The sequence below is a fragment of the Actinomadura oligospora ATCC 43269 genome (genome assembly GCF_000518265.1).
In the GTDB taxonomy this organism is placed as follows: domain Bacteria; phylum Actinomycetota; class Actinomycetes; order Streptosporangiales; family Streptosporangiaceae; genus Spirillospora; species Spirillospora oligospora.
The window spans coordinates 635,205-661,106 of sequence record NZ_JADG01000003.1 but is presented as its reverse complement, the minus strand read 5'-3'; the positions used below and the strand labels follow the sequence as shown (position 1 = coordinate 661,106).

The window sequence follows — 25,902 nt, the reverse complement described above, 5'->3', positions numbered from 1 at the left end:
CCTACCTGCTGCGGTTTCTGAAGCTGACCCAGGATTTGAGGCCCGATCTTCCAGTACGAGCCACGCGCTAGTGCAGGGAGGGCGCAATGCGGCCAGAGGCAAGGCCTCCGGCTACTACGGGAAGGCGTAGTCAAGCGAGTGAGTGGGAAGGGTGTCAGCCGACGACGACACGCCGAGCACCCGCATGTCACTGGCGCATGCGCTGGTGCCACTCCTCAACAACGAACACGACTGTCAGCGGCGCATGTCAGGATATGTCTCTATGCGCGTGGTAACCGAAGAAGGCCGAGTTCTCGACGCGGACTTCACCGTGGAAGCCGAGCCCGGCAGTAGCCTGCTGTCCCTGGTGCTGGAGAGCGGTTCCGGCTCGCGGGCCTCGACCGACCGCGTCCCTCGCAACCCTGACTACCGGCCGGCGCTGCATCTGCTCCTGACACGGCTGCAGCAGCGCGGTGCGATCCTGATGGAAGGCTTGGTCGACTCCCGGAAAACAGCTTCGCTGCCCGAGGCGGAACGACGTTTGTTCCATACCCCGATCCACCTTGCGCAAGTGGATGACGTGGAGGCGCTGCGCAAGCGCTTGGGCACGGCGCAGAGCCGCGTCGGACAGACACCTGGGGCGGTTGGAGCCGGCAACACAACCCGGCGCATCCGGCTGCGGCTCCTGGTGCACGGCTATGGCTTGCATGATGCAAGCCGTTTGGCGGCCGACCTGGCCGTGCCCACCCCCGTGCCGTCGACTCTCGAGTCCGGCGAGCCAGACGGGCGCAGCATCATCGAGGTACCGACAATGCTGGTACATGTTCCGCAGACATCGGCTGCGCTCCTGAACCTTGAGGTGGGCCTGGAAACCCAGACCTGGGGCTTTCCCGGGCACCTCACCTATCCGCAGTACCAGTACGTGGTCTTCGGTGTCGGTGCCAGCCCACGGGTGCCGCTGAAGGAGTGGCTCGACAAGCGCGCAACGCTCTACGTGTGCCAAGCCGGAACCCGCCCGTACATCGCCACCGCGCCTCACATGCCTGACGAGGTTGCCGAGGGCACGGTCAAGTGGCTGACCCGGATCGGGATCGAGCCCCTGGGCGTGCTGGAAGACGTACCGCTCGGATCCAACGGTCCACTGTCACCAGAAGCCAGTGATGCCTTGCGCCGATCCGGGACCCATCGCGGTTACGGCCGGATGGCGACCACGGACGTGTCCCGCCTGTTCGAGTGGATGGGCCTCCCCCTCACGCCAGACAGTGAGGGAGTTCCGCGACCGCCACTCAACCAGACGGCACCCGTCATGGTCGCCCCGAAGGCTCACCGCCAGACCAGCAGAGCCGGCTCTGGTGCGGGCCGACAGATGGATCCCGCCAAGCGAATCGCCGTCGAACAGCACGCCGTCGAGTTGGCCAGACAGCACTACGGCAAACAAGGCTGGGAGATCGAGGAACTCGGCAAACCCTTTGACCTGCGGCTCACCAAGCCAGGCAGCGAACGGCGCGTTGAAGTCAAGGGAACCACCGGCTCCCCCACTTCGGTGGAACTCACCGCGAACGAAGTACGGCATGCCCGCGAGTTCCCGACCATGGACTTGTTCGTGGTCAGCGACATCACGGTCACAGGCACCAGCCCCCAATTCGCCACCAGCGGGGGCACCATAACGCTCCTGACTGACTGGCACCCGGAAGACACGGACTTGAGGGCAACCAAATTCGAGTACCGCCTCCCGTCCTGACCTCCTCGAGCACACCCCTGCCAAGGAACCATGAGGTTGAAACCGCGCTACCTGCTAGGCCGCAGGGCCGCCGACCTGCACGCCATGGACACCGAAGATCTCGTCCGCCGCTTGGTGCGGGGCACAGAATTGAAGTACCAGGTCTCGGTCACCGATGCTGAGCGCCGGTCCTGGAGGCACAGCATCAGGACCGTCACCGAGGTCCTGCTGGACGTTGGACTCGGTGACGTGCGTGTGCTGCTGGAAATGAGCACGCTGGTCAGCAACTCGCGGATCGACATGCTCCTGGTCGGCACTCGCCCTCGCGACGGGGAACTCGCCGCAGTGGCGATCGAGAACAAGCAGTGGTCGGCGCTCGATGTCGACTTGAGCACTCGCCGGATCACCGTCCCCAAAGCCGGGCGGACAGACATGCAACATCCGGCCGAGCAGGTCTGGGACTACTGCAGGGCGCTGGAGCGGAACCTGCCGATGCTCCGTCAGTCGCTGTGGGGGGTGGTCAACCTCCACGAGGCATCGGACGTTGACATCAGCAAGCTTCAGCCACCTGCTTGCAGGTGGCGCCCGGAGGTCGATGCCAACCGCATACGCATCTTCGGATCCAGTCCCGAGCACCGGCGGCGGTTCGGCGAGTTCCTGAGGCAGGTACTGAGTCCCACGAACGCCGACGAACAAGTCAGCCGTCTCGACCGTGCGCACGTCCGTCCCACCGAGGACGTCATGCGTGCCGCTTACCAAGCGGTCCGAGGCCGGTCGATCTTCCCGCTGCTCGACCGGCAACGGGAAGTGGTCGACAGGATCGTCGCCCATGTCACCGACGGTTTCGAGGCCAACTCCAAACAGGTGTTCATCATCAGCGGTGGTCCCGGAACCGGCAAGACCGTCCTTGCGTTGGAACTTCTGGGAATCCTCAACGGCCTCAGCAGCTCAGCCGTGCACGCCTCGGGCAGTTCAGCGTTCTCCGAAACGCTGCGCAACCATGTGAAAGGGCGCCACGGAAGCATCGACGACCTGTTCACCTACTTCAACCAGCATCGAAATCGCGCACCCAACCACCTGAACGTGCTCATCTGCGATGAGGCTCATCGATTGCGCAAGAGCTCCAACACCAGGTTCGAGAAGGCCGGCGCCCGCTCCGAAACCCCCCAGATCCATGAGCTGATCCAGGCCGCACGGGTACCGGTGTTCCTCCTTGATCCCCGTCAGGTGATCCGCAACAACGAGATCGGAACACCGGAGGCGATCCATCAGGCCGCCCGGGAGCTGCAGATCCCTGACCAGAACATCCACCGCATCACACTGGAGCGCCAGTTCCGGCACAGTACCTGCCCTGAGTACATCGATTGGCTGGAAGATCTACTCGGATACGGTAAAGCCCCCCGCCCCTGGACCCACTCAGGTGCGTTCCATCTGCTACGCGCCGACAACCCGCAGCAGATGGAGGACTACCTGCGGGCCCAGATCATCCTTGGACACTCAGCACGTATCACCGCAGGCTTCTGCTGGGAGTGGCACAAAAAGCCCGCGAGCGACCAGCTGCCTCTAGAAGTGTCCATTGGCGACTGGGCGCGTCCCTGGAACGCTCGCAAGCCCAACGCACAGCAGAACATCCCCAGTCACAAGCACTGGGCCACACATCCCGGTGGATTCGAGCAGATCGGTTGCGTTTACACCGCCCAGAGCTTCGACTGGGACTACGCCGGAGTCATCATGGGCTACGACTACACCTGGCACGGTGCGCGTTGGACGGCGGTGAACAACAAGGATCACCTGACCTGGGGCAACCAACGCAACGTCTTGATCCCCAACATCTACAGGGTCCTCGCCAGCCGCGGCAAAGAGGGAGTCGTCCTCTACTCCACGAACCAGGCCACCCGCGACCTGTTGGCCGAACTTCGGGTCCCGCCAGTCGGCCCGGCTCTGAAGACCTTGCAGGAGCAGCACCCCGACCTGGTCGTCAATCGACCAGCACGGCCCCCGTCAAAGCCAACCCAAGGCACCATCTTCGACTTCTAGCCCCGAATCAAAGGAATAAAGCCATCAGTCAACGCCCGCGGATCCTGAGGACGATGATCGCCCTCTCCGCTTCGTCCCCGCGCTTGTAGATCGTCTTGACGAACCCAACGGGTCGATCACCGTTGCTGCTGCAGGCTTGCCGGCAATGCCGGCATCCTGCGCCCACGACAACGCAAGACAAACCCGACAGGCCCTAGTGCTTTTGCGGGACGACGACGTCGATCTGTTGGGACCAGCGGAACTGGGCCGGGCCGTGGGGGTCTCCGGCGAAGGGGGTGGTGACCGTGGTTATGGTCGCCCGGCCGGGGCGCTTCGCGGTGCAGGTGGCGATGGTCGTGCCCCGGGGGCCGGGTCGCGAGTCGCAGGTCAGGACCTGCTCGTCGGTGGTGGTGAGAGGTGACCAGGGCTGGCGCGGGGACGGCTCGGCGGTCACCCGGAGCACCGCGCCGACCGTCAGGCAGAGCGGCGGGGGCGTCCCGCCCCGGCGCGCGGTGACGGACACGTCCCCGGACCCGCACCGTGCCGGTCTCGGAGGATCGTCGCTCGCGCAGGCAGCGCAGAAGAGCAGGACGAGCACCGTCAGGGACCGCATGGTCGGGGCCTCCTCGCAGGACGGGGTCCCGGAAGTCGAGTCTACGTGCGTGTGCCCGCCGTCCGAGGGTGGACGGCGGGCACACCGGCGTCAGCTCACGGTGACGTCGTCGAAGGCGGCGGCGGTGGGGTCGCCGGTGTAGTTGTCGTCATGGCTGGTGAGGGTGAGGGTGTAGGAGTGCCCGGCGGTGACCGTCGCGGTGACCGGCTTCCAGCCGGAGCTGGAGACGCAGGTCTTGGCGAGGACCGTCGTGGTGGTGTTGGTGGTGTTGTCCTTCAGCGTGGCGGTCGCCCAGTCGTAGGTGACGGTGTCGGGACAGGTGACGTTGTAGTAGAAGGACACCTTGGTGCTGCCCGTGGGCGCGGTGAAGGTCTGGACGATGGACGAGTCCCCGTTGGTCGGGGTGCTGAGACTGCCCATCAGCGCCGCGTAGACGCCGCCGTGCGGGCCGGTGGTGGTGACGCCGGCCGCCGGGCCGCTCGCCGTCCAGCCCGACAGGCTGCCGGTCTCGAAGCCGCCGTTGGCGATCCCGCCCCCGCCGACCGGGTTGACGGTCAGGGTGTAGCCGGTGCTGTGGGTCGCCGACGTCCCGGTTCCCGTGATGGTGACGGTGTAGGTGCCCGCCGGGGTGGACGAGCCGGTGGTGATGGTCGCGGTGCTGGAGCCTCCCGCGGTCACCGAGGCCGGGCTGAAGGTCGCGGTCGCGCCCGTGGGCAGGCCCGAGGCCGCCAGCGTGACGGTCTGCGCCGACCCGGACGTGACGGCCGTGGACACCGTGGTGGTGGTCGAGCCGCCGGCGGTCACGCTGCCGGACGTGGGGCTGGCGGAGATCGAGAAGTCGTTGGTCGGGGTGCTCGCGCAGCCCGGCAGGGTGAACGACGTCAGCCGGGTGTGCCAGTTGAAGCTGCCGTTGGCCGGCTCGTACTCGTTGGTGTACCAGAAGGTGCAGTCGTCGCTCGGGTCGACGGCCATCGAGGTGTAGTCGCCCCACCGGCTGTAGCCCGTCTGCGAGCCCGCGCCGGTGATCGTGGTGGTCTCCGCCTGGGTCATCGTCCCGAGCGGGTCGCCGGGCGCGCGGCCGGTGAACCGGATCGACGGGTGGACTGACGAGGACGACTGGGAGTAGCCGAGCGCGATGTTGCCGACGTGGTCCATCGCGATCGAACCCATCCACCGGTAGGTGGCGTCGGGCGCGTAGGTGCCCTGCTGGTAGACGGTCGGGTTGCCGCCCGACAGCCGCAGCTCGTACCAGCGCGTCCCGACCGAGCTGCCGACGGTCACGGCGTGGTTGGTCACGAACGCCTCGTGGTCGCCGTAGTTGCGGTACGCCAGCCGGTACATGACGCGGTCCGACAGCGAGTCGAGCTGGTTGGTCGTGCCGCTCTGCGGGACACAGGTGCCGGTGCTGCCGCAGGCGGTCGTGTAGGACGCCACGGTCATGCTGGACGGCCCGGTGAAGGTGGAGTTGGCGGGCGTCGTCCAGTCGACGTGGAACTTCCAGTAGGCCAGCGAGGTGTTGGTCGTGCCGAGCCCGACCAGCAGCTCGTTCTCCCCGGAGGGCGGCGCGGTGGAGCCGTCCAGGTCACCGGCGAGGAGTCCGCCGTAGGACGAGCTGGTGGTGAAGCACTGCTGGGTGGCCGCGGCCCCGGTCAGCATCTTCGAGCGGTCCATGGCGCAGGCCTCGGCGCCGACGAAGGTGTTCCCGTTGAACAGGTTGTAGGTGATGTAGTACGCGTCCGGCCACACCGAGATCTTGGGGTAGTCCGGGAAGCTGGAGAACTGGTAGCTGTACCGGTTGTAGGACCCGGTCGCGTCGGCGCTGGTGGAGACCGCCACGCACTCGTAGTACGGGCCGCTCGCGGACGACACGTTGGCGAACTGGGTGACGATCCAGCGGCTGGCGAGCGTATCCCACCGCACCGTCGCGTCGCCGTCGTTGGTGCTCTGGCAGGAGCCGCCGAACCCCGAGAAGATGGTGCTGGTGTCGACGGGGCCGTAGGCCGCGGTGCCGGTGGACTTGTTGAACACCGCGTAGGCGGTGTTGACGACCTCGACGACCTGGGTCGAGCCGACCGCGGCGTTGGGGTCCGGCGGCACGCCCGTCACCGAGTAGGTGCCCTGCGGGCCGGTGAAGCCCTGGCCGACGCCGTCGAAGTTGCTCGCGGTCGCCGCGGTGTGGGTGGTTCCGCCGGAGCGCTGCCGCACCGGGTCGGGGATCTTCGCGGCGGGCGGGGTCGGGAGGCGGGGCTCGTCGTCCGGCTCGGCGCGGCGCGTGGACTTGGGCGGGACGGGACGGATCGACCGCAGCGGCGGCGAGACGTCATGGCGGACCGCGGGGCCCGAGTCGGCCGACTGGCGGGGCGGGCGCGGCGGCTGGGCGGGGGCGGCGTGCGCGGAGGCGGGGGCGGACAGCGCGGTCAGGGCCGCGAGTGCCGCGGTGAGCACGGCCAGGCCGACTCGGGGGCGCGGGGAACGACGGTGTGGGGGACGAGGCACGGCAGGGTCCTTTCGGACGAATAGGGATAACCCATGCCTGATGGGACGAAACAGCCGTAATGCTGAACCCGCCCCCTCGCGCCCACAAGGACCGCCCACCATCGATGAACACCTCGTGAACCCAGGGAAAACCCGATGGCCTCGTCCGGCCCGTTGCGCGGCCCCGACCATGGGCGCACAGTCGACGTCCGCCGACGTCCCGGTCACTCCCTGGCGACTGACGACATGCGCCGAGCCCCCTCAGAACCGCCCTTCGGACACGCTGAGTAACCGCTCTCCGGCCCTAACCTCGCGTTTACCTCCCGCGCACCAGCCACAACTGGTCAGGCACCAGGCCATCGGGCATGCGAGAGGCCCTGCGCCGTCCATCGCGCAGGGCCTCTCGCGTGCCGGATGCCGTCAGTGTTCGAGGATCACTTCACCGAACCGGCGAGGACGCCCTGGACGAAGTAGCGCTGGAAGGCGAAGAACACCGCCAGCGGCACGATCAGCGACAGGAACGCGCCCGGCGCCAGGATGTCGATGTTGCCGGTGAACTGGCGCATCTGCGACTGGAGCCACTTGGTCATCGGCTGGCTGCCGGTGTCGGCGAACACCAGCGCCACCAGCAGGTCGTTCCAGACCCAGAGGAACTGGAAGATCGCCAGCGACGCGATCGCGGGACCGCCCAGCGGGAAGATCACCCGCCGGAAGATCGTCCACTCCGAGCCGCCGTCCATCCGCGCCGCCTCCAGCAGGTCCCTGGGGATGGCGGCGAAGAAGTTGCGCAGCAGGAAGATGGCGAACGGCAGTCCGAACGCCACGTGGAACAGCACCACGCCGGTGATCGAGCCGAACAGGTGGAAGCTCCCGATCCGCACCGAGCCGTACAGCTTGGCGACGGGCAGCAGCGCGACCTGGACGGGAACGACCAGCAGCCCGACGACCACGAGGAACAGCCAGTCCCGTCCGGGGAACTCCATCCACGCGAACGCGTACGCGGCCAGCGACGCGATCACCACCACCAGCAGGGTCGCCGGGACGGTGATCAGCACGGTGTTCCAGAACGAGTCGACGAAGTCGCCCTTGCCGAGCAGGTCGGAGTAGGCCGAGAAGGTCAGCTGACCCGGCTTGGAGAACACCTTCCACCAGCCGGACGCGCCGTTGTCGGACGTCGACCGCAGCGACGCGACCAGCAGCCCGAACGTCGGGACCAGCCACACCACCGCGACCACGATCAGGAGGAACTGCGCGACGCCGCCGCCGACCCTGCCGACGATCCGCGCGGCGATCCCCCGGCGCGGAGCACCCGCCCCGTCGCCCGGCCCACCGCTCGGTCCGCCGCCCGGGGCCCCGGCCGCCGCCGTCCCGGTTTCGGTCGTGCTCATGCCCGCTCCCGCCGCATCCGCCGGATGTTGAACAGCATGGCCGGGACGACCAGCAGGAACAGCAGCACCGCGATCGCGCTGCCCTTCCCCGGATCGTTCCCGCCGCCGAACGACTCGACCCACATCTGGAGGGCGAGCACGCTGGCGTGCGGGTCGCCTCCGCCGATGATGAAGACCAGGTCGAAGACCTTCAGCACGTTGATGACCATCGTGACCAGCACGACCGTCAGCACCGGCGCGAGCAGCGGGATCGTCACCCGCCGGAACACCTGCCACTCGGTCGCGCCGTCCACCCGCGCCGCCTCCAGGGCGTCGCGCGGAATCGCGGCGAGCCCGGCCGCGATGAGGACCATCGCGAAGCCCGACCACACCCACAGGTACGACCCGATGATCGCCGGGGTGATGAGGGTGTTGCCGAGCCACTGCGCGCCGCCGTAGGAGGCGGTGAAGTTCGACTTCGGCAGCCGCAGCGTGACCGGCCCGTCGCCCTTCACCTTCTTCATGGTGAACGTGCCGTCGTCGCGGGTGGTGGCCTTGCCGACGACCTTGCCGTCCCGGACGGCCTCGACCTTGATGCGCGGCAGCCCGGACTCCCCCGCGTTCGGCTGGTTCGGGTTCCCGCCGCCGCCCTTGGTGAAGTCGAACCAGACCGCGCCGGTCAGCTCGCCCGGCTTGGCCGCCGGCGGCTGGACGGCCTGGACCGGCTTCGTCGGCAGGTCCTCCGGCTTGATCCGCAGCAGCGGCAGCAGCGCGGACTGCCCTGGCGCGTACTGCCGGGAGCTGACGATGGTGCCGTCGCCCTGCTGCGTGCCGAGGGCGTCGTTCCCCGTGCGCGGTCCCGCGCCGGGGTAGCCCGCGCCGGGCTGGAACGTGTCGTGCACCGCGACCACCGCCGCGTTCGCCACGCCCATGTTCGGGTCCTGCTCGTACACCAGCCGGAAGATCACGCCGGAGGCGAGGAAGGACACCGCCATCGGCATGAACACCACCAGCTTGAACGCGGTGGACCAGCGGATCCGCTCCGTGAGCACCGCGAAGATCAGGCCGAGGACGGTGACCAGCGTCGGCGCGACCACCACCCAGATCGCGGTGTTGCGGACGGTCACGAGGTTGTCGTGACCCTTGAAGATGCCGGTGTAGTTGTCCACCCCGGCGAACGAGTGGCCGTCCGCGCCGAAGAAGCTGCGCACGACCGAGAAGACGATCGGGTACATCACGAGGAACCCGAGCAGCAGCAGCGCGGGCAGCAGGAAGGTCAGCGAGAGCCACGACGGCGGCGTCAGCCCCCGCGTGCTCTTCGCGGTCCTCGCCGTCGCGGTGGCCGCCGTCCCGTCCGCGTTCGTCCCGGGGGCGACGGCGGCGGGGGCGCCGCCCGAGGCCGCGGTGGTGTCCGCGGCCTCGGGCGACGACTCCCGTCCCTGCGGCGTCCCGTCCCCGGGGGGCGTCCCGTCCTCGCCGGGCGCCTGGTCCTTCGGAGCCGTCATGCCGGAACCGTCCTAGCTCTTGAATGCCTTCGCGGCCTCGGACTCGAGCTTGTCCTGGGCGCCCTTGACGTCGGACGGCTTCTGCAGGAAGCCGCGCAGGGCCTCCCACTCGCCGGATCCGGGCGTCCCGCCGAACGCGGCCGGGGCCAGGTCGGACATGTCGTACCGGGCGGAGTCCCCGGCCTTCTGCATGGCGTCGACCAGCTGCTTGGCGATCGGGTCGGAGTAGGCGTCCGGGCCGACGTTCTTGTTCGGCGACAGGTAGCCGCCGAGCCCGGCCCAGGTCTTGCCCGCGTCCGGGGACGCCAGGTACTTCATCAGCGCCATCGCGCCCTTGCTGTCCTTCAGCGCGACGGCGACGTCACCGCCGAGGACGGCCGGGGCGGTGTTCCCCGCCTTCGGGAACGGGAAGACCTGCGCGTCGGTGCCGACCTTGGACTTGGTGGTGGCGATGTTCGCCGCCGCGAAGTCGCCGCCGTAGACCATCGCGGCCTTCTCCTGGCCGAACACCTGCGTGACCGACTCGTCGAACTTGGTCTTGGTCGCGGTGGCCAGGCCGCCCGCCATCCACTCCGGCTTGCCCCAGACCTTCGCGAGCGTCTGGAGGGCCGTCGCGACCGACGGATCGGTCCACTTGATCTCGTGCTTGGCCAGCTTGTCGTAGTTGTCCGGTCCGGCCTGCGACAGGTAGACGTTCTCGAACCAGTCGGTCAGCGTCCAGGAGTCCGACGACGCGCCCGCGATCGTGAACGGGGTCTGGCCCGCGTCCTGCAGCGTCCCGGCGGCCTTGACCAGCTCGTCGAAGGACTGCGGCGGGTTCACGCCCGCGTCCTGCAGCACCTTCGGCCGGTACCAGAGGATCGACTTGTAGGCGGCCTTGGCGAGCACGCCGTAGGTCTGGCCCTTCGCCGAGGCGAGGTTCTTCCAGTACGGGGAGAAGTTCTTGTCGATCTCGCCGACGACCTCCGGCGTCAGCGGCTTCAGGCTCCCCTTGGCCGCGTACTGCTGGAGCAGGCCCGGCTGCGGCAGGATCGCCACGTCCGGCGGGTTCTTGGCCGCGATGCGCGGGCCGAGGAACGCGTCGGTGTTCTCACCGGTGGACGCGTAGGACACCGTCGCGCCGGTCTGCTTCTCGAACGCCTTCAGGACCTGCCGGAAGTTCTGCTCCTCCGCGCCCGTCCACTTGGCCGCGACCTCGATCTTGACGCCCTTGAGCTCGGTGCCCTGCGCCGAGCCGCCGTCGTCCTTCTTCTTGTCGTCGCCACCTCCGCACGCGGCCGCCGAGAGCGCCAGCCCCACGGCGACGGCTGCGCCGATGACCCGCCTGCCAGTCCTCATTCCTCATCCTCCCTGGACGAACCGGCGTCCCCGCCCCAGATCGCGGAGCCGGACTCGATATCGAAGAAGTGCAGGCGTCCGGTGTCGACGTGTACCGTCACCGGGTCGCCCGCCCTGATCGTGGTGCGCGGGCTGAACCGCGCGACGAGACCGGTGTGCGGGCCCTCGAGCTTGCCCAGCACGTCGGTGCCCGCGTCCCGCGCGAGCTCGCGGGTGTCCTCGGTGACCACCTGGGCCGCTTGGACGGTGAAGTGCACGAGCACGTCCGACCCCATCGCCTCCACCAGCTCGGCGGTGGAGGTCAGCGTGCCGCCGGGCGCGTCCCCCGCGGCGGGGACGAGGGCGGCGTCCTCCATGTCCTCGGGCCGGATCCCGACGACGACGTCCCTGCCCAGGAAGTCGCGCAGCGCGGGACGGGTCTCGAACACCGACGCGGGCAGCTCGAGGGTCTGCCCGCCGACGGTGAGCCGCGCCGAGGACGCGTCGCCCGCCAGCGAGCCCTGCAGCAGGTTCATCGCCGGCGAGCCGATGAACCCGGCGACGAACAGGTTCGCGGGCCGGTCGTACAGCTCCTGCGGCGGCGCGACCTGCTGGAGCACGCCCTTCTTCATCACCGCGACCCGGTCCCCGAGCGTCATCGCCTCGGTCTGGTCGTGGGTGACATAGACGGTGGTGACGCCCAGGTCGCGCTGGATGCGCGCGATCTCGGCGCGCATCTGAACGCGCAGTTTGGCATCCAGATTGGACAGCGGCTCGTCCATCAGGAACGCCTGCGGCTCCCGGACGATCGCGCGTCCCATCGCGACGCGCTGCCGCTGCCCGCCGGACAGATTCCGCGGCTTCTTGTCGAGGTACTCGGTCAGTCCGAGAATCTGCGCGGCATGGTCCACCTGCCGTCTGATCTCGGCTTTCGGCACCTTGCGCAGCGACAACCCGAAGCCGATGTTGTCGCGCACCGAAAGGTGCGGGTAGAGCGCGTAACTCTGGAACACCATCGCGACGTCGCGGTCCCGCGCGGGCACCCGGTTCACGACGCGTTCCCCGATCGCGATCTCCCCCTCGGAGATCTCCTCCAGGCCCGCCAGCATGCGCAGCGCGGTGGTCTTGCCGCACCCGGACGGCCCGACCAGCACGAGGAACTCGCCGTCGGCGATGCCGAGGTTCAGGTCGGTCACGGCACGGGTTCCGTCGGCGTACACCTTCCCGACCCCCCGCAGGGCGACCTCTGCCACGGTCCCTCCTCCTCTGCGGGCCGGAACGGCCCGGCGATTGGTGTTACTCCGATGTAAACCCGGCCGGATGCTCCTAGGAGGTACAGGGGGACGCCAGGCCCGCGCAACAGCCGGACCGCGTGCGGATCGCTTTGGTATGGAGATCGTTATATGACCCGAGACGCGCGAAGGCGGGCCCGCGCAATGCGGACCCGCCTTCGACCTGGAAATGCTTTGTCAGCCGATGACGACCAGGCCGTGTTCGGTCTTGTTCATCGCCTCGTAACCGTCCTCGGTGCACACCACGATGTCCTCGATGCGCGCACCATGCTGACCGGGGTAAATACCGGGCTCGACCGAGAACGCCATGCCCGGCTCGAGCGGTTCGAGGTTGCCCGAGACGATGTACGGCTCCTCGTGCGTCTCGATGCCGATGCCGTGCCCGGTGCGGTGGATGAAGTGCTCGCCGTACCCGGCGGCGGCGATCACGTCGCGCCCGGCGGCATCGACGGCCTCCGGCGTGACGCCCGGGCGGACGGCCTCGCACGACACGCGCTGCGCCTCCTGCAGCACCGCGTAGTACGCGCGGTAGTCGGCGGGCGGTTCGCCGACGCAGTAGTTGCGGGTCGAGTCGGAGCAGTAGCCGCTCGGCATCTGCCCGCCGATGTCCACCACGACCGGCTCGCCCGCCCGGATGACCCGGTCGGACAGCTCGGCGTGCGGGTTCGCGCCGTTCGGGCCAGACCCGACGATCACGAAGTCGACCGTGGTGTGGCCCTCCTCCAGGATCGCGTCGTGGATGTCGCGGCCGACCTCCCGCTCGGTGCGTCCCGCCCTCAGGAACTCCGGCACCCGGCGGTGCACGCGGTCGATCGCCTCGCCCGCCTCGCGCAGCGCGGCGACCTCGGCCGGGCTCTTGCGCATCCGCAGCTCGCGCAGCACCGTCCCGGCGAGGACCTGCTCGACGCCGGGCATCGCGTCCCGGAACCGCAGCGTCATCATCGCCCACATCCGGTCGGCGAGCCCGACCTTCCCGCCGGACGCGCCGAGCCGCCGCGCGACCAGCGCGTACGGGTCGTCGGTCTCGTCCCACGGCACCAACTCCAGGCCGAGCGAGCCCGCCGGGGACGCCTGCGCGGCGGGCAGCTCCAGGCGCGGCACCACCAGGAACGGCTCGCCGTCGGCGGGCACCGCCAGGCAGGTCAGCCGTTCCAGCGCGTGCGCGTCGTACCCGCTGACGTACCGCAGGTCCGGGCCGGGCGTCAGCAGCAGCGCCGCGAGGCCCGCCTTCGCCGTCGCCTCCTGCACCGTCGCGACGCGCTCGCGCGGATACAACGCCCTTGTCACATCCGTGTCCATGCTGGTAGCCGGGTCTCGTGCGCGCGGGTGCGGCACGGAGGACCCCGCTTCCTCCTCCCCTGAAAACCGACCCTGTTACATTCTGTACATGCTCCGACACTGGCACGCCATGTCCGGATACCGAACCAGGATCGCAGGCTTCCGGGCGCGCCGTCGCGCCGCCCTGCCCCTGGCCTACCCGCACCGCCGGGTCTGACCGCGACGGGAGATCCCGTGACGTCCCAGCCTCAGAGCGCGGACCCGCACGGCCCGGGCCGTCCCGGCGCGCCGGCCGTCCCGCCGTCCCGCGCGGACGGCGCCCTCGCGGGCGTCCCCGAGCATCCGCCCAGCCCCGCACCGGGCGCGGAGCTGATCGTGGTCGTCGAACGCCTGCGCGCCGAGTTGGACGCGCAGGCCCGCGAACAGCGGGCCCGCGCGGTGGTCGAACAGGCGAAGGGGATGCTGGCCGAGCGCCTCGGCTGCGACGTGGAGGCCGCCCACGAGCACCTCCTGCGTCTGGCCGCCGAAGCCGATGTCGACCCGCCTGTGGCCGCCGCGATCCTCCTCGGCACCAGCGTGGACGAGACCAAAGCGGACGAACCCGACGGCGGCGTTCCGGATCGTCCGGGCGGAGCGGTGTTCGACCCGGCCACCTACCTCACTCCGTCACCGGCGAGCACGTCCGGCGACGCCGTCCAGGACGACCAGACGGCCGGCGCTCCCGCCCCGCGTGAGCCGGACGCCGCCGCCCCGGTGCACGACGCAGCACCGGACGGCGCGGCTCCCGTGGACGGCGCGGACGGCGGCGTGCGGCCGATCGCCGGGCTGCCCGGGCCAGAGTTGTTGCCCGCAGGTCTGGCGGCGGCACGGCAGTTGGCGGGGGTGGCGGTCGCCGAGGCCCGCACCGGGGACGAGTTGGCGCGGCGCGTGGCCGAGGAGGCGCTCGGATGGCTGGGCGCGGAGTCGGTCCTGGTCACCTCGCTGGAGCCGGACGGCGCATTGCGCATCGTGGGGGCGCACGGCCTGGACGCCCACGTGGTGAGCGCGTGGGCGCGGATCCCACCGCTCGGCGACATCGGCCTAGTTCGCACGGTATGCGGTGGTGTGCCGCTGTGGTCGGCGGACCCATCGGCGCTGACGCTGGTGGGCGCGGCGGCGCGGCGGCCGGGTTCGCACTCGTGCCTGCCGCTGTCGGTGGGCGGACGCGTCGTCGGCGCGGCCGAGATCGGCTGGACCGCCGGGACCGTCCTGGACGACGGGGCGCGCCGCTACGTCCGGTCGGTGCTGACGGCGTGCGCGCGGCGGCTGGCCGAGCTGGCGCCGGAGTCGGGCGCCGCGGCGGGCGCGCCGTGGCTGCGCGCGCTGCTGGACGCGATCCAGACGCCGTCCGCGCTGATGTCGCCGGTGCGCGACGCGTCCGGCCGGGTGCTGGACTTCCAGGTCGACGCGGTGAACTCGGAGGCGACCGACCTGTCCGGGCGCGGTCCGGCGGAGATCGTCGGGGCGCGGCTGCTGGAGACCTATCCGGGGCTGGCCGTCGCGGGGCTTTTCGCCGACTACGTCCGGGTGCTGGAGAGCGGCGTGCCGCTGCGCGCCGGGCCTCGTCCCTACACGAGCCTGAACGGCGGCGGACGCCGGGTCCCGGCGACGCTGACCGTGCGGGCCTGCCGGGTCGGCGGCGGGGTGCTGGTGTCGTGGCAGTTCGACGGGGAGTCCGCCGACCTGGCCGCGCAGCTCGCGCAGGCGCAGCGCCTCGGGAACCTCGGCTGGTCGCGGTGGGACCTGACGACCGGCGAGGTGCGCTGGTCGGACCAGCTGTACACGATCTTCGGCCGGTCCCGGGCGGCGGGCCCGCTGCCGCCCGCGCGGCTCGACGAGTGCGTCGTCCGGGAGGATCTGCCGCGCGCCGAGCACCTGATGCGGACGCTGCTCGGCCGCCGCGAGCCCGCCGACGTGGAGCTGCGGGTCCGCGTCGGGGCCGACGTCCGGCACCTGCGGGTGATGGCCGAGCCGATCCTGGACCCGCTCGGCGGCCCGGTAGCGCTGCACACGGTGTTCCAGGACGTGTCGCAGCGCCGCCGCTCGGACGAGATGCTCGCCGTGACCCGCCAGCAGCTGCAGCGCGAGCGGCAGCGGATCGCCGAGGAGCGGCACATCGCGATCGAGCTGCAGCGCGCGATCCTGCCGCTGCCGCGCGGCCCGCGGACGCTGCCGGGGCTGCGGGTCGCCGTCCGGTACCTGCCCGCGCAGTCCCAGACCCGGGTCGGCGGCGACTGGTACGAGGCGACGGCGCTGTCGGACGACGAGGTGTTCCTCGCGGTCGGGGACGTGTCGGGGCACGGCCTCGCCGCCGCGGCGGCGATGGCGCGGCTGCGGAACGCGCTGTCCGGCCTGGCCTGCACGGGCGCCCCGCCGGACGAGCTGCTGACCTGGCTGAACCGGCTGGTGATGCACCGCCGCCGGTCGCTGACGGCGAGCGTCATCGCGGCCCGGTTCCGGCCGGACACGCGCACGCTGCTGTGGGCGCGGGCCGGACATCCGCCGCCGGTCCTGCTGCGCGACGGGCGGGCGCGGCTGCTGGACGGCCCGGACGGCGTCCTGCTCGGCGCGCTCGACGACCCGCCGCTCGGGCTGGCGACGCTGGAGATGGAGCCCGGGGACGTCCTGCTGCTCTACACCGACGGGCTGGTGGAGCGCCGCGACCGGGACCTGACCGAGGGGTTCGGGCTGCTGCGGGAGGCCGTCCAGCAGCGTCCGGACGCGGGCCCGGACGAGCTGATCGAGCACGTGCTGACCGCGCTCGGCGCCGCCAACCCGAACGACGACACCTGCCTGCTGGCGGTGCGGGTCGCCTGAACCGTCCGACGGGCGTGGCACGATGTCGGGCATGAGCGGGCTGATGCTGCTGGACACGCCGTCGTTGTACTTCCGCGCCTTCTTCGGCGTGCCGGAGAGCGTCAAGGCCCCGGACGGGACGTCGGTGAACGCGGTGCGCGGGCTCGTCGACATGATCGCCTCGCTCGTCCGGGACCGGTCGCCCGAGCGGCTGGTGTGCACCTTCGACGCCGACTGGCGGCCCGAGTTCCGGGTGCGGGCGCTGCCGTCCTACAAGGCGCACCGGGTGGCCGAGGACGGCGGCGACCAGGTGCCGGACGGCCTGGCCGAGCAGCTCCCGCTGATCGACGCGGTGCTCGACGCGGTCGGGCTGGCCCGCGCCGGGGTCCCCGGCTACGAGGCCGACGACGTGATCGGCACGCTCGCGGTGCGCGGCGCGGAGAAGGGCCCGGTCGACATCGTCACCGGCGACCGCGACCTGTTCCAGCTGGTGGACGACCGCGCCCCGGTCGCGGTGCTGTACACCGCGCGCGGCATCCGCAACCTCCAGGTGATGGACGAGGCGGCGGTCGCGGCGAAGTACGGCATCCCGGGGCGTGGCTACGGCGAGTACGCGACGCTGCGCGGCGACCCGAGCGACGGCCTGTCCGGCGTGCCCGGCGTCGGCGACAAGACCGCCGCCGCGCTGGTCACCCGGTTCGGCTCGGTGGCGGGCATCCTCGCGGCGCTCGACTCCGGCTCGGACGAGGGCTTCCCGGCCGGGTCCCGGCGGCGGCTGGAGGCCGCCCGCGACTACCTGGCCACCGCGCCGTCGGTCGTCCAGGTCGTCACCGACATCGACGCGCCCGCGCTGACCGGGCTGGACGACCGCCTGCCCGCGACGCCGCGCGATCCGGAGGCGCTGCTCGAGCTGGCCGACACCTGGAACCTGGCGAGCCCGGTGAACCGCCTCCTCAACGCGCTCGGCGCGGCCGGCGCGCCCGGCGCGTCCTGACGCCTTCGTTCTCGGGGAGGGCGCGCCGCAGAAAGGGCGGCGGCGTCCGGGTGGGCCGGTTGACAGCGTCGTCAGAACGGCGCCCCGACCGTGTCATGGTCACGTGATCCACATCACATCTCGCCGCGCCTTGCGGGCTACACGATCTTGGGTTTCCATACGTCTGGTCGCTGTGGTCGCTGTTCAGTGAGGAGGTCGGCGCGGACCCGTGCACCCCCCGCCACGCACGACACGAGAAGAAATCCGCCCTTTACTCCCCGATCGTCCGCTCCCCCCGGTGACGGTGGACATGCAGCGGCTCTCACTCCGCCGCGATGTCAACATCCTGCGCTGGCCCGCCGAGTCCGAGCGGCGTGAGCTGTGCCGGGAGCACGGACTGCTGCGGCTCCTGGTGGTCGAGCGCGACCAGGACCCGCCGGTCTGCGCGGACGTCCGCGAGGACTGGATCCGGGTGCCCGCCACCAACCGGGACTTCCAGGCCCGGATCGCGGCGCTGCGCGCCCGCGGCGGCGCCGGGACCCGCCCGCACCTGGACCAGGACGGCATCCTGCGCAACGGCCGCCGCAGCGTCGCGGTCTCGCCCAGCGAGGCGCGGCTGCTGCACCTGCTGATCAAGCGGTTCGGCGGGATCGCGGCGCGCGAGGAACTGCGCGCGCACCTGTCGGAGGACGGTCACGAGGCCAGCCGCAACGCGCTCGACCTGCACATCAAGCGGATCCGGCGGCGGGTGCGCCCGCTCGGGCTCACCATCCGCACCGCCTGGGGTCGCGGCTACGTCCTCGAGGCGGACGACCACTCCCCCATCCACTGAGCCACGGTCGCGTCGTCTGAGCGACGGCCGCGTCCAGTGAGTCACGGCCGCCGGTGTGGTCGTGATGGCGCGCGCCGGGTGAGGCCGGGGAGGCGGTACGCTCCCATGCGTGCTCCACCTCCTCCCCTTCGTCCAGATATGACCGAACTGAACGCGACCGCCGTCCGGGGCGGGCCCCGCCTCGACCTGGCCGGGGTGTCCAAGGTGTACGAGGACGGCACCGAGGCGCTGGCGGAGGTCGGCTTCGGGGTCGGCGACGGGGAGCTGGTCGCAATCGTCGGGCCGTCCGGGTGCGGCAAGAGCACGCTGCTGCGGATCGCCGCCGGGCTCGACGAGCCGACCTCCGGGACCGTCCGGAGCACCGCCGACAGGATCGGCTACGTCTTCCAGGACGCCGCGCTGCTGCCGTGGCGGAGCGTGCGGGCCAACGTCGAGCTGCTCATGGAGCTGCGCGGGACGCCGCGCGCCGAGCGGCGGGAGCGGGCCGGGCGGGCCCTGGACCTGGTCGGGCTGACGGCGTTCGCGCGGCACCGGCCGGGCGCGCTGTCGGGCGGGATGCGCATGCGGGTGTCGCTCGCGCGGACGCTCGCCGACGAGCCGGACGCGCTGCTGCTGGACGAGCCGTTCGGCGCGCTCGACGAGATCACCCGGGCCGGGCTCGGGGACGAGCTGGCCGCGCTCCTCGCGGCGCGGCCCCGTCCGGCGGTGCTGGTGACGCACTCGGTCGCCGAGGCGGTGTTCCTGGCGTCCACGGTGCTGGTGATGTCGGCGCGTCCGGGACGGGTCGTCGCGCGGGTGGAGATCCCGTTCCCGGGCCCGCGCGAGCGGTCGCTGCGCTCGACGCCGGAGTTCGCCGAGGTCGTCGCGGACGTGACCGGGCACCTGTACCGGGGCATGGCGGAGGCCGCCTGACATGCCGCTCGACGACGGCGGGACGAACGCCCGCGACACCGCTGACGCCCCCTCCCGCGCCGCCGACACCACGCTTTCCCGCAGCGCTGACGCGTCCCCGCGGGAACGTTCCACCGCGCGCCGTCGAGACCGTTTCCGTGTGCGCGGGTGGCTTCCGCCGCTGGTCGTGCTGGTGCTGGCGATCGGCGCCTGGTACGGGGTGAGCGACTGGCTGCTCAGCCCCGAGCGCCGGTTCCTGCTGCCGCCGCCGGACGCGGTCGTCCGCGTCGGGTTCCTCGACGGCGAGAACCGCGCCGAGCTGCTCGCGGCGCTCGGCCGGACGGCCGAGGTCGCCGGGATCGGCCTGCTGCTGGCGACGGTGATCGGCGTCGGGCTGGCCGTCCTGATGGGCCAGGCGCGCTGGATCGAGCGGTCGCTGTACCCGTACGCGGTGGTGCTCCAGACCGTCCCGGTGCTGGCGCTGGTGCCGCTGCTCGGGTTCTGGTTCGGGTTCGGCATGGCCAGCCGCGTGCTGGTGTGCGTGCTGGTCGCGATCTTCCCGGTGATCGCGAACACGCTGTTCGGGCTCCGCTCGACGGACGGGACGCTCGAGGACGTGTTCCGGCTGGCCCGCGCCGGGCGGATCCGGCGGCTGCTGAAGCTGCGGCTGCCCGCGGCCGTCCCGGCGATGGTGACCGGGCTGCGCGTCTCGGCCGGGCTGAGCGTGGTCGGCGCGGTCGTCGGCGACTACTTCTACCAGCAGGGACAGCCGGGTCTCGGCATCCTCATCAACGTCTACCGGGCGCGGCTGGAGTCGGAGCGGATGTTCGCGGCGGTGCTGCTCGCGAGCCTGCTCGGGCTGGTCGTGTTCTGGTTCTTCGGGCTGCTCGCCCACTGGGCGGCGCGCCGGCACGGCACGGACGGCGACCGCGGCTGAACTCGGCGGTGACCGGAACGAACAGGGTGGAGAACATGCGAACCAAGCGAAGCACGCGACGAAGGCGGACGGCCGGGCCGATCGCGGCCGGACTGGCGGCCGTGCTGCTGGCCGCGCTCGCGGCGTGCTCGGACGGTGGCGGCGACGGTGGCAAGGCCGCCGCGTCGCTGCCCGCCGCGACCGGTAAGGACGATCTGCGCAGTGTGTGCCCGGCGACGGTCACGCTGCAGATGAACTGGTACCCGCAGGCCGAGCACGGCGGGCTGTACCACCTGCTCGGGTCGTCCCCGAAGGTGGACACGAGCCGCAAGACGCTCACGGCGCCGCTGACGGTCGACGGGCACGACACCGGGGTGAAGTTCCAGATCCGGTCGGGCGGGCCCGTCACCGGGTTCCAGCCGGTGTCGACGCTGATGGCGTCCGACCCGTCCATCACGCTGGGCGTGGTCGCCACCGACGAGCAGGTCGCGCAGGCCGGGGCGCACCGGCTGCAGGCCGTGTTCTCGCCGATGGACGTGAACCCGCAGATCATCATGTGGTCGCCGCAGGCGCACCCGGACTGGAAGACCATCGCCGACGTCGGACGCGGCGGCGCGACCGTCCTGTACGCGAACGGCGTCAGCTTCATGGACTACCTGACCAGCTCGGGGCAGCTCCGCAAGTCCCAGCTGGACGGCTCGTACGACGGCTCCCCGGCGCGGTTCGCCGCGTCCGGCGGCAAGATCGCGCAGCAGGGGTACGTCACCAACGAGCCGTACGCCTACGAGCACGAGGTGACCGCCTGGCGCAAGCCGGTGGCGTTCCAGCTCGTCCACGACACCGGGTACGCGATCTATCCGGAGTCGGTGGCGGTCCGGCCCGCCGACAGGGCGAAGCTCGCGCCGTGCCTGAAGCGGCTCGTGCCGATCTTCCAGCGCGCGACCGCCGAGTACATGCGCGACCCGTCCTCCACGAACGCGATGGTCGTGGACGCGGTCAAGCGGTTCAACACCACCGCCGCCTACACCGCCGAGCACGCCGCGTTCGCGCACGACGCGCTCGCGAAGTACGGCATCGTCCGCAACGGGACCAACGGGGTGCTCGGCTCGTTCGACACGTCCCGGGTGGCCAAGGTGATCGGGCTGCTGCGTCCGCTGGAGGCGCGGAACGGCAAGGCCGTCCCGGCCGGGCTGAAGGCGGACGACCTGGTGACCAACGAGTTCCTGGACCCGTCCGTCCACCTCTGACGCACGTCGCGGGGCTGAACCCCGTCGGACGGGGCGGTCCCCTCCTGAGCGATCGCACCGCCCCGTCCCGATGCCCCCGAATCTCCTCCGGCGGGCCGCCCCGCGGGCGGCCCCGGAAAGATCTTGGACAGACGGTCAGCCGAGCCGGCCGACGCCTCCGAGGAGCGAGTCGGTCTGCGGCGAGCCGTCGTCGGACGGACGCCACCGCCACGGCCGGACGAGCCCCGGCTCGGCCAGCTCGTATCCGTCGAACAGCCGCCGGATCTCGGGCTCGGTGCGCAGCACCATCGGGACGGTCGCCCCGGAGAACCCCGAGTACCAGCCCTGCCGCTCGGGCTCGGACATGCCGTCGGCGCACAGGTGGGAGATGGTCACGTAGGAGCCGGGCGCCTGGCGCTCGCGGAACGCGCCGACGATCCGGGCCGGGTCGTCCTTGTCGGTGATGAAGTGGAACACCGCCACGAACAGGACCGCGACCGGCTCGTCGAAGTCGAGCAGGTCGTTGAGCTCCGGGTCGTCCAGGATGGTCTCCGGCTCGCGCATGTCGGCCGTGACGATCCGGGTGTTGTCGTCGGCGAGCAGGGCGCGCCCGTGCACGGCGACGATCGGGTCGATGTCGACGTAGACCACGCGGGAGCCCGGGTCGGCCTCCTTGGCGATCTGGTGCGTGTTGCGCACCGTCGGCAGGCCGGACCCGACGTCCAGGAACTGGCGGACGCCGCACTCGCGCGACAGGTACTCCACGGCGCGGCCGAGGAACCGGCGGTTCTCCATCGCGGTGTTGCGCACCCGCTCCTCGCCGATGGCGGTGTAGAGCCGGGAGTTGGCCTCGCGGTCGATGGCGTAGTGGTCCTTGCCGCCGAGCGCCTCGTCGTACATCCGGGCGGCGGTGGGCTGCCCCAGCGGCACCTGGGTGGGAACGGCGGGCCGGCCGTCCTGTCGCGCCCTGCGTTCCATCGTGCCCCTCTTCCGTCATGAACCTCGGCCGATCACGTTACCGAACAGCCTTCGATCGTGCGGTAAATGATCATATTTCCTGCGGCGGCGCGCCGTCGCCCGCCGCGTCGGCACGCGTCCCCCGGACGGCCCCGGCGCGGGTGCCCGGACGTGCGGGTCTGACGGAGCGGAGGGCCTCGGATGCTCACGGTGGTATAGGTGATGTACGGTGCCCATCGGTCGAAAACGGAAGGAGGACCGGTGGAGCTCGCATCCGACCGTCCTTCGGACGACGTCGTGCTGGAGCAGGCCCGCGCCGGTGACGAGACGTCGTTCCTGCAGCTGGTGGACTCCTATGGCGGACGGCTCGTCCGGCTCGCCCGCGAGATCGCCGGTCCCGCGCCGGGACGCGCCGAGACGCTGGCGCGCGAGGCGCTGCTCGGCGTCGCCCGGGACGCCTCCCCGGCGGGCGGCCCGTCCGCGCGCCTCCGGCTGCTGCGCGCGGTCGTCGAGGCGGCCCGGACGCGCTGGCCGCTCGAGGTGGCCGTGCAGCCCGAGGACGCCGCGGCGGGCGGCGAGGCCGTCCCGGGCGTCCCGCTCTGCGCGTCCGCGCTGGAGGCGCTCCAGCCCGCACTCGCGGCGCTGCCGATGCGGTTCCGGCTCCCGCTGCTGCTCGCCGACGCGGAGGGCTGCGACGAGGACGAGGCCGCGTGGCTGCTCGGGATCACCCCGTCGGACCACCTCGTCCTGCTTCACGCGGGACGCGCCGCCCTGCGGCAGGCGGTCCCGGACCTTCAGCAGATCGCCGCCATGCCGGACGGCGCCGGGCCGGACGGTCTGTCCGACCGAGGGCGCAGCCGTCTGCTGACCGCGTTCCGCGGCGTGCGCCGCTGACCGCGGTCGCCGACGCGCGATTGGTCGACCAGCGGGGGGCGAGCCGTCACGGCCGTGGTTCCCGAACGGGTTCGGGTCGCGCGGCCGTGGCCGTCGTCCGGGTCGCGGGGAGCGCCCGGATCGTCACCGCGACCGCGAGCGCCGCGGCGGCCGTGGCCGCCAGCACGGTGGGGACCACGCCGGATCCCCACCGTCCGGCCGCGCCGCCGATGGCGCTCGGCAGCAGTCCGCCGAGCATCGATCCCGCGATCACGTAGGACGTGACGCCGCCGACGCCCGGCGCCTTCTCGGTCAGCCAGACCAGGCCGGTCGGGAAGAGCGGCCCGACGCCGAGCCCGGCCAGGACGTATCCGGCCGGGGCGACCGGGCCGACGTGGGCCAGCAGCAGGCCGAGCAGCATCACCGCGAGGCACGCCAGCATGATCCGCTCGGCCGTGAAGTAACGGGCGATCGGGCTGACCGCGAACCGCACACCGGTCATGGCCAGCCAGAACGTGGACGTGGCCATCGCGGCCGGGCCGGGCGTCCAGCCGAGGCCGACCAGGTGGGTCGTCTCCCAGCCGCCGGTCCCGGCCTCGACGCCGACGTGCAGTGCGAAGAAGACCGTGAACAGGACGGTCATGCGTCCGGCCGCCGCCCAGGGCACGCTCGCCGACGCCGTCGTCCGGCGCGGGCCGCCCTCGACGCCCTTCAGGGTGGCGAGCACGGACAGGGACAGCAGCGCGCACATCGCGAAGGCCCACGGGTACATGCGTCCCGGCAGCGCGCCCACGAGCAGCGGCGCGAGGACGGCGCCGACCCCGAAGGTGCCGTGGAGCAGGTTCAGCATGCCCGTGCTGCTGCGGCCGCTCGTGGCGTGGTACTCGATGAACATCTCGTTCACGCCGACGTCGATCCAGCCGAAGCCGACCCCGGCGACGAACGCCGCGACCAGCGCGACCGGCCACGTGGGCGCCAGCGCGAACCCAGCGCAGCCGAGCGCGATCGTGGTCAGGGCCGCCGCCAGGAAGGACCGGTTGCCGATCCGGCGCAGGCGCGGGGTGCCGAGGACGCCGAGCAGCGCGCCGACGAAGTGCACCGACAGCGCGAGTCCCACGGCTCCGGACGACAGGCCGAAGCGCTCGCGCATCGCGGGCGCCGCCGGGCCGTACAGCGCCTGGAGCACGCCGATCACCACGAAGGACACGCACATCCCGGCCATCGCCGTGCGGCCGAACGACGTCGGGCCCCGGTCGCGCGCCCGCGCGGCCCGCGACGCGGCCGGAGGCGCCCCTGTCACGCCCGGAGGCGACGTGGTCATCGGGGACGGGCCAGGGACGCGGGCAGCAGGAAGGACAGGTCGCTCCAGAGCTTCGCGGCGTCCTGGAACAGCAGCGCCCGCATGCCGACGCCCTCGGCCGCGTCCACGTTCTCCAGCCGGTCGTCGATGAACACGACCTGGTCGGGACGGGTGCCGAGGATCGCGCACATCCGGTGGTAGATCTGCGCGTCCGGCTTCGCCATGCGCAGGTCGGCGCTGTACAGCCGGTGCCGGAACGCGGCCGACCAGCCCTCACCGTCGATCAGCCTCGCCATCTCGGCCGGGGCGTTGGACAGCAGGGCGAGCCGCGCGCCGCGCGCCGCCAGCATGTCGACGACCTCGAGCGTCCCGGCGTCCAGGTCCAGCCAGGCGCTCAGGTCGAGGGCTACCAGCCGCTCGACCTCGACCTCGGCGCCAGGGCGTCCGAGCCGGACGAACACGTTGCGCCAGTACGCGGCGGCGTCCACGGCGCCGAGGTCGTAGTCGGCGCGGTGGTGCCAGAAGGCCGACCAGAACTCGGCGGGTTCGACGCCCGCCGCGTCCGCCAGCCGCCGCCCGGCAGCGGGTGACGGCGGCCTGCAGATCACGCCGCCGTAGTCGAAGACGACCCAGTCCACGGTCCGGTCCACGCCACTGCCCACGCTGGTGCCCACACTGCCCACGTTGGTGTCTCGCTCTCGAATCGCGCGTCGAAACTTGACTTATAAACACGTATCACGTGTGATTGCACATATGGAAGGTTTGAACCGGCATGTTGAGATCATCGAACGGTTGCGGACGAGCGAGCGGGTGACCGTGGCGGAGCTGGCCGCGGAGACCGGCTGCTCGGAGATGACGATCCGCCGCGACCTGGACCTGCTCGCCGAGCAGGGCGTGCTCCGGCGCGTCCGCGGCGGCGCGGTGAGCCTGCTGCTGCGCGGCGAGAACCCTCCGTTCGCGCTGCGCGAGCACGAGGCCGTGGACGCCAAGCGGGCCATCGCCGAGAAGATGGACGCGATGATCAGCGACGGCGAGTCGGTCATCATCGACAGCGGCACGACCACGCTGGGGGTCGCCCGGCTGCTGGCGAACCGCCGGATCACCGCGATCCCGCTGGACCTCTACTCGCTCAACGCGCTCAGCACCGCCCAGGACGTCCGGCTGCTCGTGCCCGGCGGGCAGATGATCCCGGGCACCTGGCTGCTGGCGGGCCACCTGACCGAGGCGTCCCTCGGGGCCCTGCGCGTGGACACCGCCGTCGTCGCGGTCTGCGGCCTGTCGGCCGAGCACGGGCTGACCGCGCACGACCTGGCCGAGGTGCCGGTGAAGCGGGCCGCGATCGCCGCCGCCCAGCGCCGGATCGCGGTCTGCGACGGGTCGAAGTTCGGGCGCACCGGCCTCGGCTTCGTCTGCCCGGTCACCGACCTGGACGCGGTCGTCACCGACGCGTCCGCGCCCCGCGACGAACTGGAACGGCTGGAGGCCGCGGGCGTCACCGTCATCCAGGTCTGAGCCGCGCCGCCCGGCGGCGTCGCCC

General features: G+C 71.4%; 20 protein-coding genes. 10 read left to right on the top strand and 10 right to left on the bottom strand.

Annotation, left to right across the window (positions count from 1 at the left end):
- Positions 1-151: 151 nt before the first annotated feature.
- A complete protein-coding gene (locus tag P696_RS53885) occupies positions 152-1,720 on the top strand; it encodes a protein NO VEIN domain-containing protein (RefSeq protein WP_084336693.1) in 1,569 nt (522 codons plus the stop codon).
- 30 nt (positions 1,721-1,750) lie between these two features.
- Complete coding sequence (locus tag P696_RS42785; protein ID WP_051466640.1) at positions 1,751-3,736, top strand: DNA/RNA helicase domain-containing protein; 1,986 nt, start codon at positions 1,751-1,753, stop codon at positions 3,734-3,736.
- Between the two features lie 193 nt (positions 3,737-3,929).
- Here the strand turns inward: P696_RS42785 and P696_RS0102670 are convergent, their stop codons facing one another.
- From P696_RS0102670 to P696_RS0102640, 7 genes are all read right to left on the bottom strand, one after another.
- The gene (locus tag P696_RS0102670; protein WP_026411122.1) at positions 3,930-4,328 is read right to left on the bottom strand and encodes a hypothetical protein; all 399 of its coding nucleotides are present in this window, start codon (positions 4,326-4,328) and stop codon (positions 3,930-3,932) included.
- Positions 4,329-4,418: 90 nt separating this feature from the next.
- Positions 4,419-6,824 carry a hypothetical protein gene (locus tag P696_RS51955; protein WP_211245588.1) on the bottom strand — a complete coding sequence of 802 codons (2,406 nt, stop codon included), beginning with the start codon at positions 6,822-6,824 and terminating at the stop codon, positions 4,419-4,421.
- 413 nt (positions 6,825-7,237) lie between these two features.
- Positions 7,238-8,191 (bottom strand): carbohydrate ABC transporter permease, encoded by a 954-nt coding sequence (locus tag P696_RS0102660; RefSeq protein ID WP_026411121.1) that lies wholly within the window; start codon positions 8,189-8,191, stop codon positions 7,238-7,240.
- Positions 8,188-9,675 (bottom strand): carbohydrate ABC transporter permease, encoded by a 1,488-nt coding sequence (locus P696_RS42775; protein ID WP_084336691.1) that lies wholly within the window; start codon positions 9,673-9,675, stop codon positions 8,188-8,190. The genes P696_RS0102660 and P696_RS42775 overlap by 4 nt, the downstream gene beginning before the upstream one ends.
- A 12-nt stretch (positions 9,676-9,687) precedes the next feature.
- Positions 9,688-11,013 carry an ABC transporter substrate-binding protein gene (locus tag P696_RS0102650; RefSeq protein ID WP_026411120.1) on the bottom strand — a complete coding sequence of 442 codons (1,326 nt, stop codon included), beginning with the start codon at positions 11,011-11,013 and terminating at the stop codon, positions 9,688-9,690.
- Positions 11,010-12,245, bottom strand: coding sequence for an ABC transporter ATP-binding protein (locus tag P696_RS0102645; RefSeq protein ID WP_026411119.1), 1,236 nt, complete (start codon positions 12,243-12,245; stop codon positions 11,010-11,012). Before P696_RS0102645 ends, P696_RS0102650 begins: the two co-directional genes overlap by 4 nt.
- A gap of 216 nt (positions 12,246-12,461) precedes the next feature.
- Positions 12,462-13,571 (bottom strand): M24 family metallopeptidase, encoded by a 1,110-nt coding sequence (locus P696_RS0102640; RefSeq protein WP_026411118.1) that lies wholly within the window; start codon positions 13,569-13,571, stop codon positions 12,462-12,464.
- 225 nt (positions 13,572-13,796) lie between these two features.
- On the opposite strand from P696_RS0102640, the gene P696_RS42770 reads away from it, so the two are divergent.
- From P696_RS42770 to P696_RS0102610, 6 genes are all read left to right on the top strand, one after another.
- On the top strand, positions 13,797-16,418 hold the full coding sequence (locus P696_RS42770) for a SpoIIE family protein phosphatase (protein ID WP_051466637.1): 2,622 nt from the start codon (positions 13,797-13,799) through the stop codon (positions 16,416-16,418).
- Between the two features lie 31 nt (positions 16,419-16,449).
- Positions 16,450-17,391: a 5'-3' exonuclease gene (locus tag P696_RS0102630; RefSeq protein WP_026411117.1), complete on the top strand. Its 942-nt coding sequence runs from the start codon at positions 16,450-16,452 to the stop codon at positions 17,389-17,391.
- 277 nt (positions 17,392-17,668) lie between these two features.
- On the top strand, positions 17,669-18,202 hold the full coding sequence (locus tag P696_RS0102625; protein WP_026411116.1) for a helix-turn-helix domain-containing protein: 534 nt from the start codon (positions 17,669-17,671) through the stop codon (positions 18,200-18,202).
- Positions 18,203-18,340: 138 nt separating this feature from the next.
- Positions 18,341-19,114 carry an ABC transporter ATP-binding protein gene (locus tag P696_RS0102620; RefSeq protein ID WP_026411115.1) on the top strand — a complete coding sequence of 258 codons (774 nt, stop codon included), beginning with the start codon at positions 18,341-18,343 and terminating at the stop codon, positions 19,112-19,114.
- A gap of 139 nt (positions 19,115-19,253) precedes the next feature.
- Positions 19,254-20,030 carry an ABC transporter permease gene (locus P696_RS42765; protein ID WP_051466819.1) on the top strand — a complete coding sequence of 259 codons (777 nt, stop codon included), beginning with the start codon at positions 19,254-19,256 and terminating at the stop codon, positions 20,028-20,030.
- Between the two features lie 35 nt (positions 20,031-20,065).
- Positions 20,066-21,256, top strand: coding sequence for a hypothetical protein (locus P696_RS0102610; protein WP_026411114.1), 1,191 nt, complete (start codon positions 20,066-20,068; stop codon positions 21,254-21,256).
- A gap of 135 nt (positions 21,257-21,391) precedes the next feature.
- Here P696_RS0102610 and P696_RS0102605 read toward each other — a convergent pair whose 3' ends face one another.
- Entirely contained in the window at positions 21,392-22,213 is an 822-nt protein-coding gene (locus P696_RS0102605) for an SAM-dependent methyltransferase (RefSeq protein ID WP_084336685.1), read from the bottom strand.
- A gap of 240 nt (positions 22,214-22,453) precedes the next feature.
- On the opposite strand from P696_RS0102605, the gene P696_RS0102600 reads away from it, so the two are divergent.
- A complete protein-coding gene (locus P696_RS0102600; RefSeq protein WP_026411112.1) occupies positions 22,454-23,086 on the top strand; it encodes an RNA polymerase sigma factor in 633 nt (210 codons plus the stop codon).
- Positions 23,087-23,132: 46 nt separating this feature from the next.
- On the opposite strand, the gene P696_RS42760 is transcribed toward P696_RS0102600, so the two are convergent.
- Together P696_RS42760 and P696_RS42755 are read right to left on the bottom strand one after the other, a co-directional pair.
- Positions 23,133-24,365, bottom strand: coding sequence for an MFS transporter (locus P696_RS42760; protein WP_170026295.1), 1,233 nt, complete (start codon positions 24,363-24,365; stop codon positions 23,133-23,135).
- A 17-nt stretch (positions 24,366-24,382) separates the two neighbouring features.
- The gene (locus P696_RS42755; RefSeq protein ID WP_157429477.1) at positions 24,383-25,039 is read right to left on the bottom strand and encodes an HAD family hydrolase; all 657 of its coding nucleotides are present in this window, start codon (positions 25,037-25,039) and stop codon (positions 24,383-24,385) included.
- A gap of 79 nt (positions 25,040-25,118) precedes the next feature.
- Here P696_RS42755 and P696_RS0102585 point away from each other — a divergent pair, with 79 nt between their 5' ends.
- Positions 25,119-25,877, top strand: a complete 759-nt coding sequence (locus tag P696_RS0102585; RefSeq protein WP_026411111.1) for a DeoR/GlpR family DNA-binding transcription regulator — start codon at positions 25,119-25,121, stop codon at positions 25,875-25,877.
- Positions 25,878-25,902 lie beyond the last annotated feature (25 nt).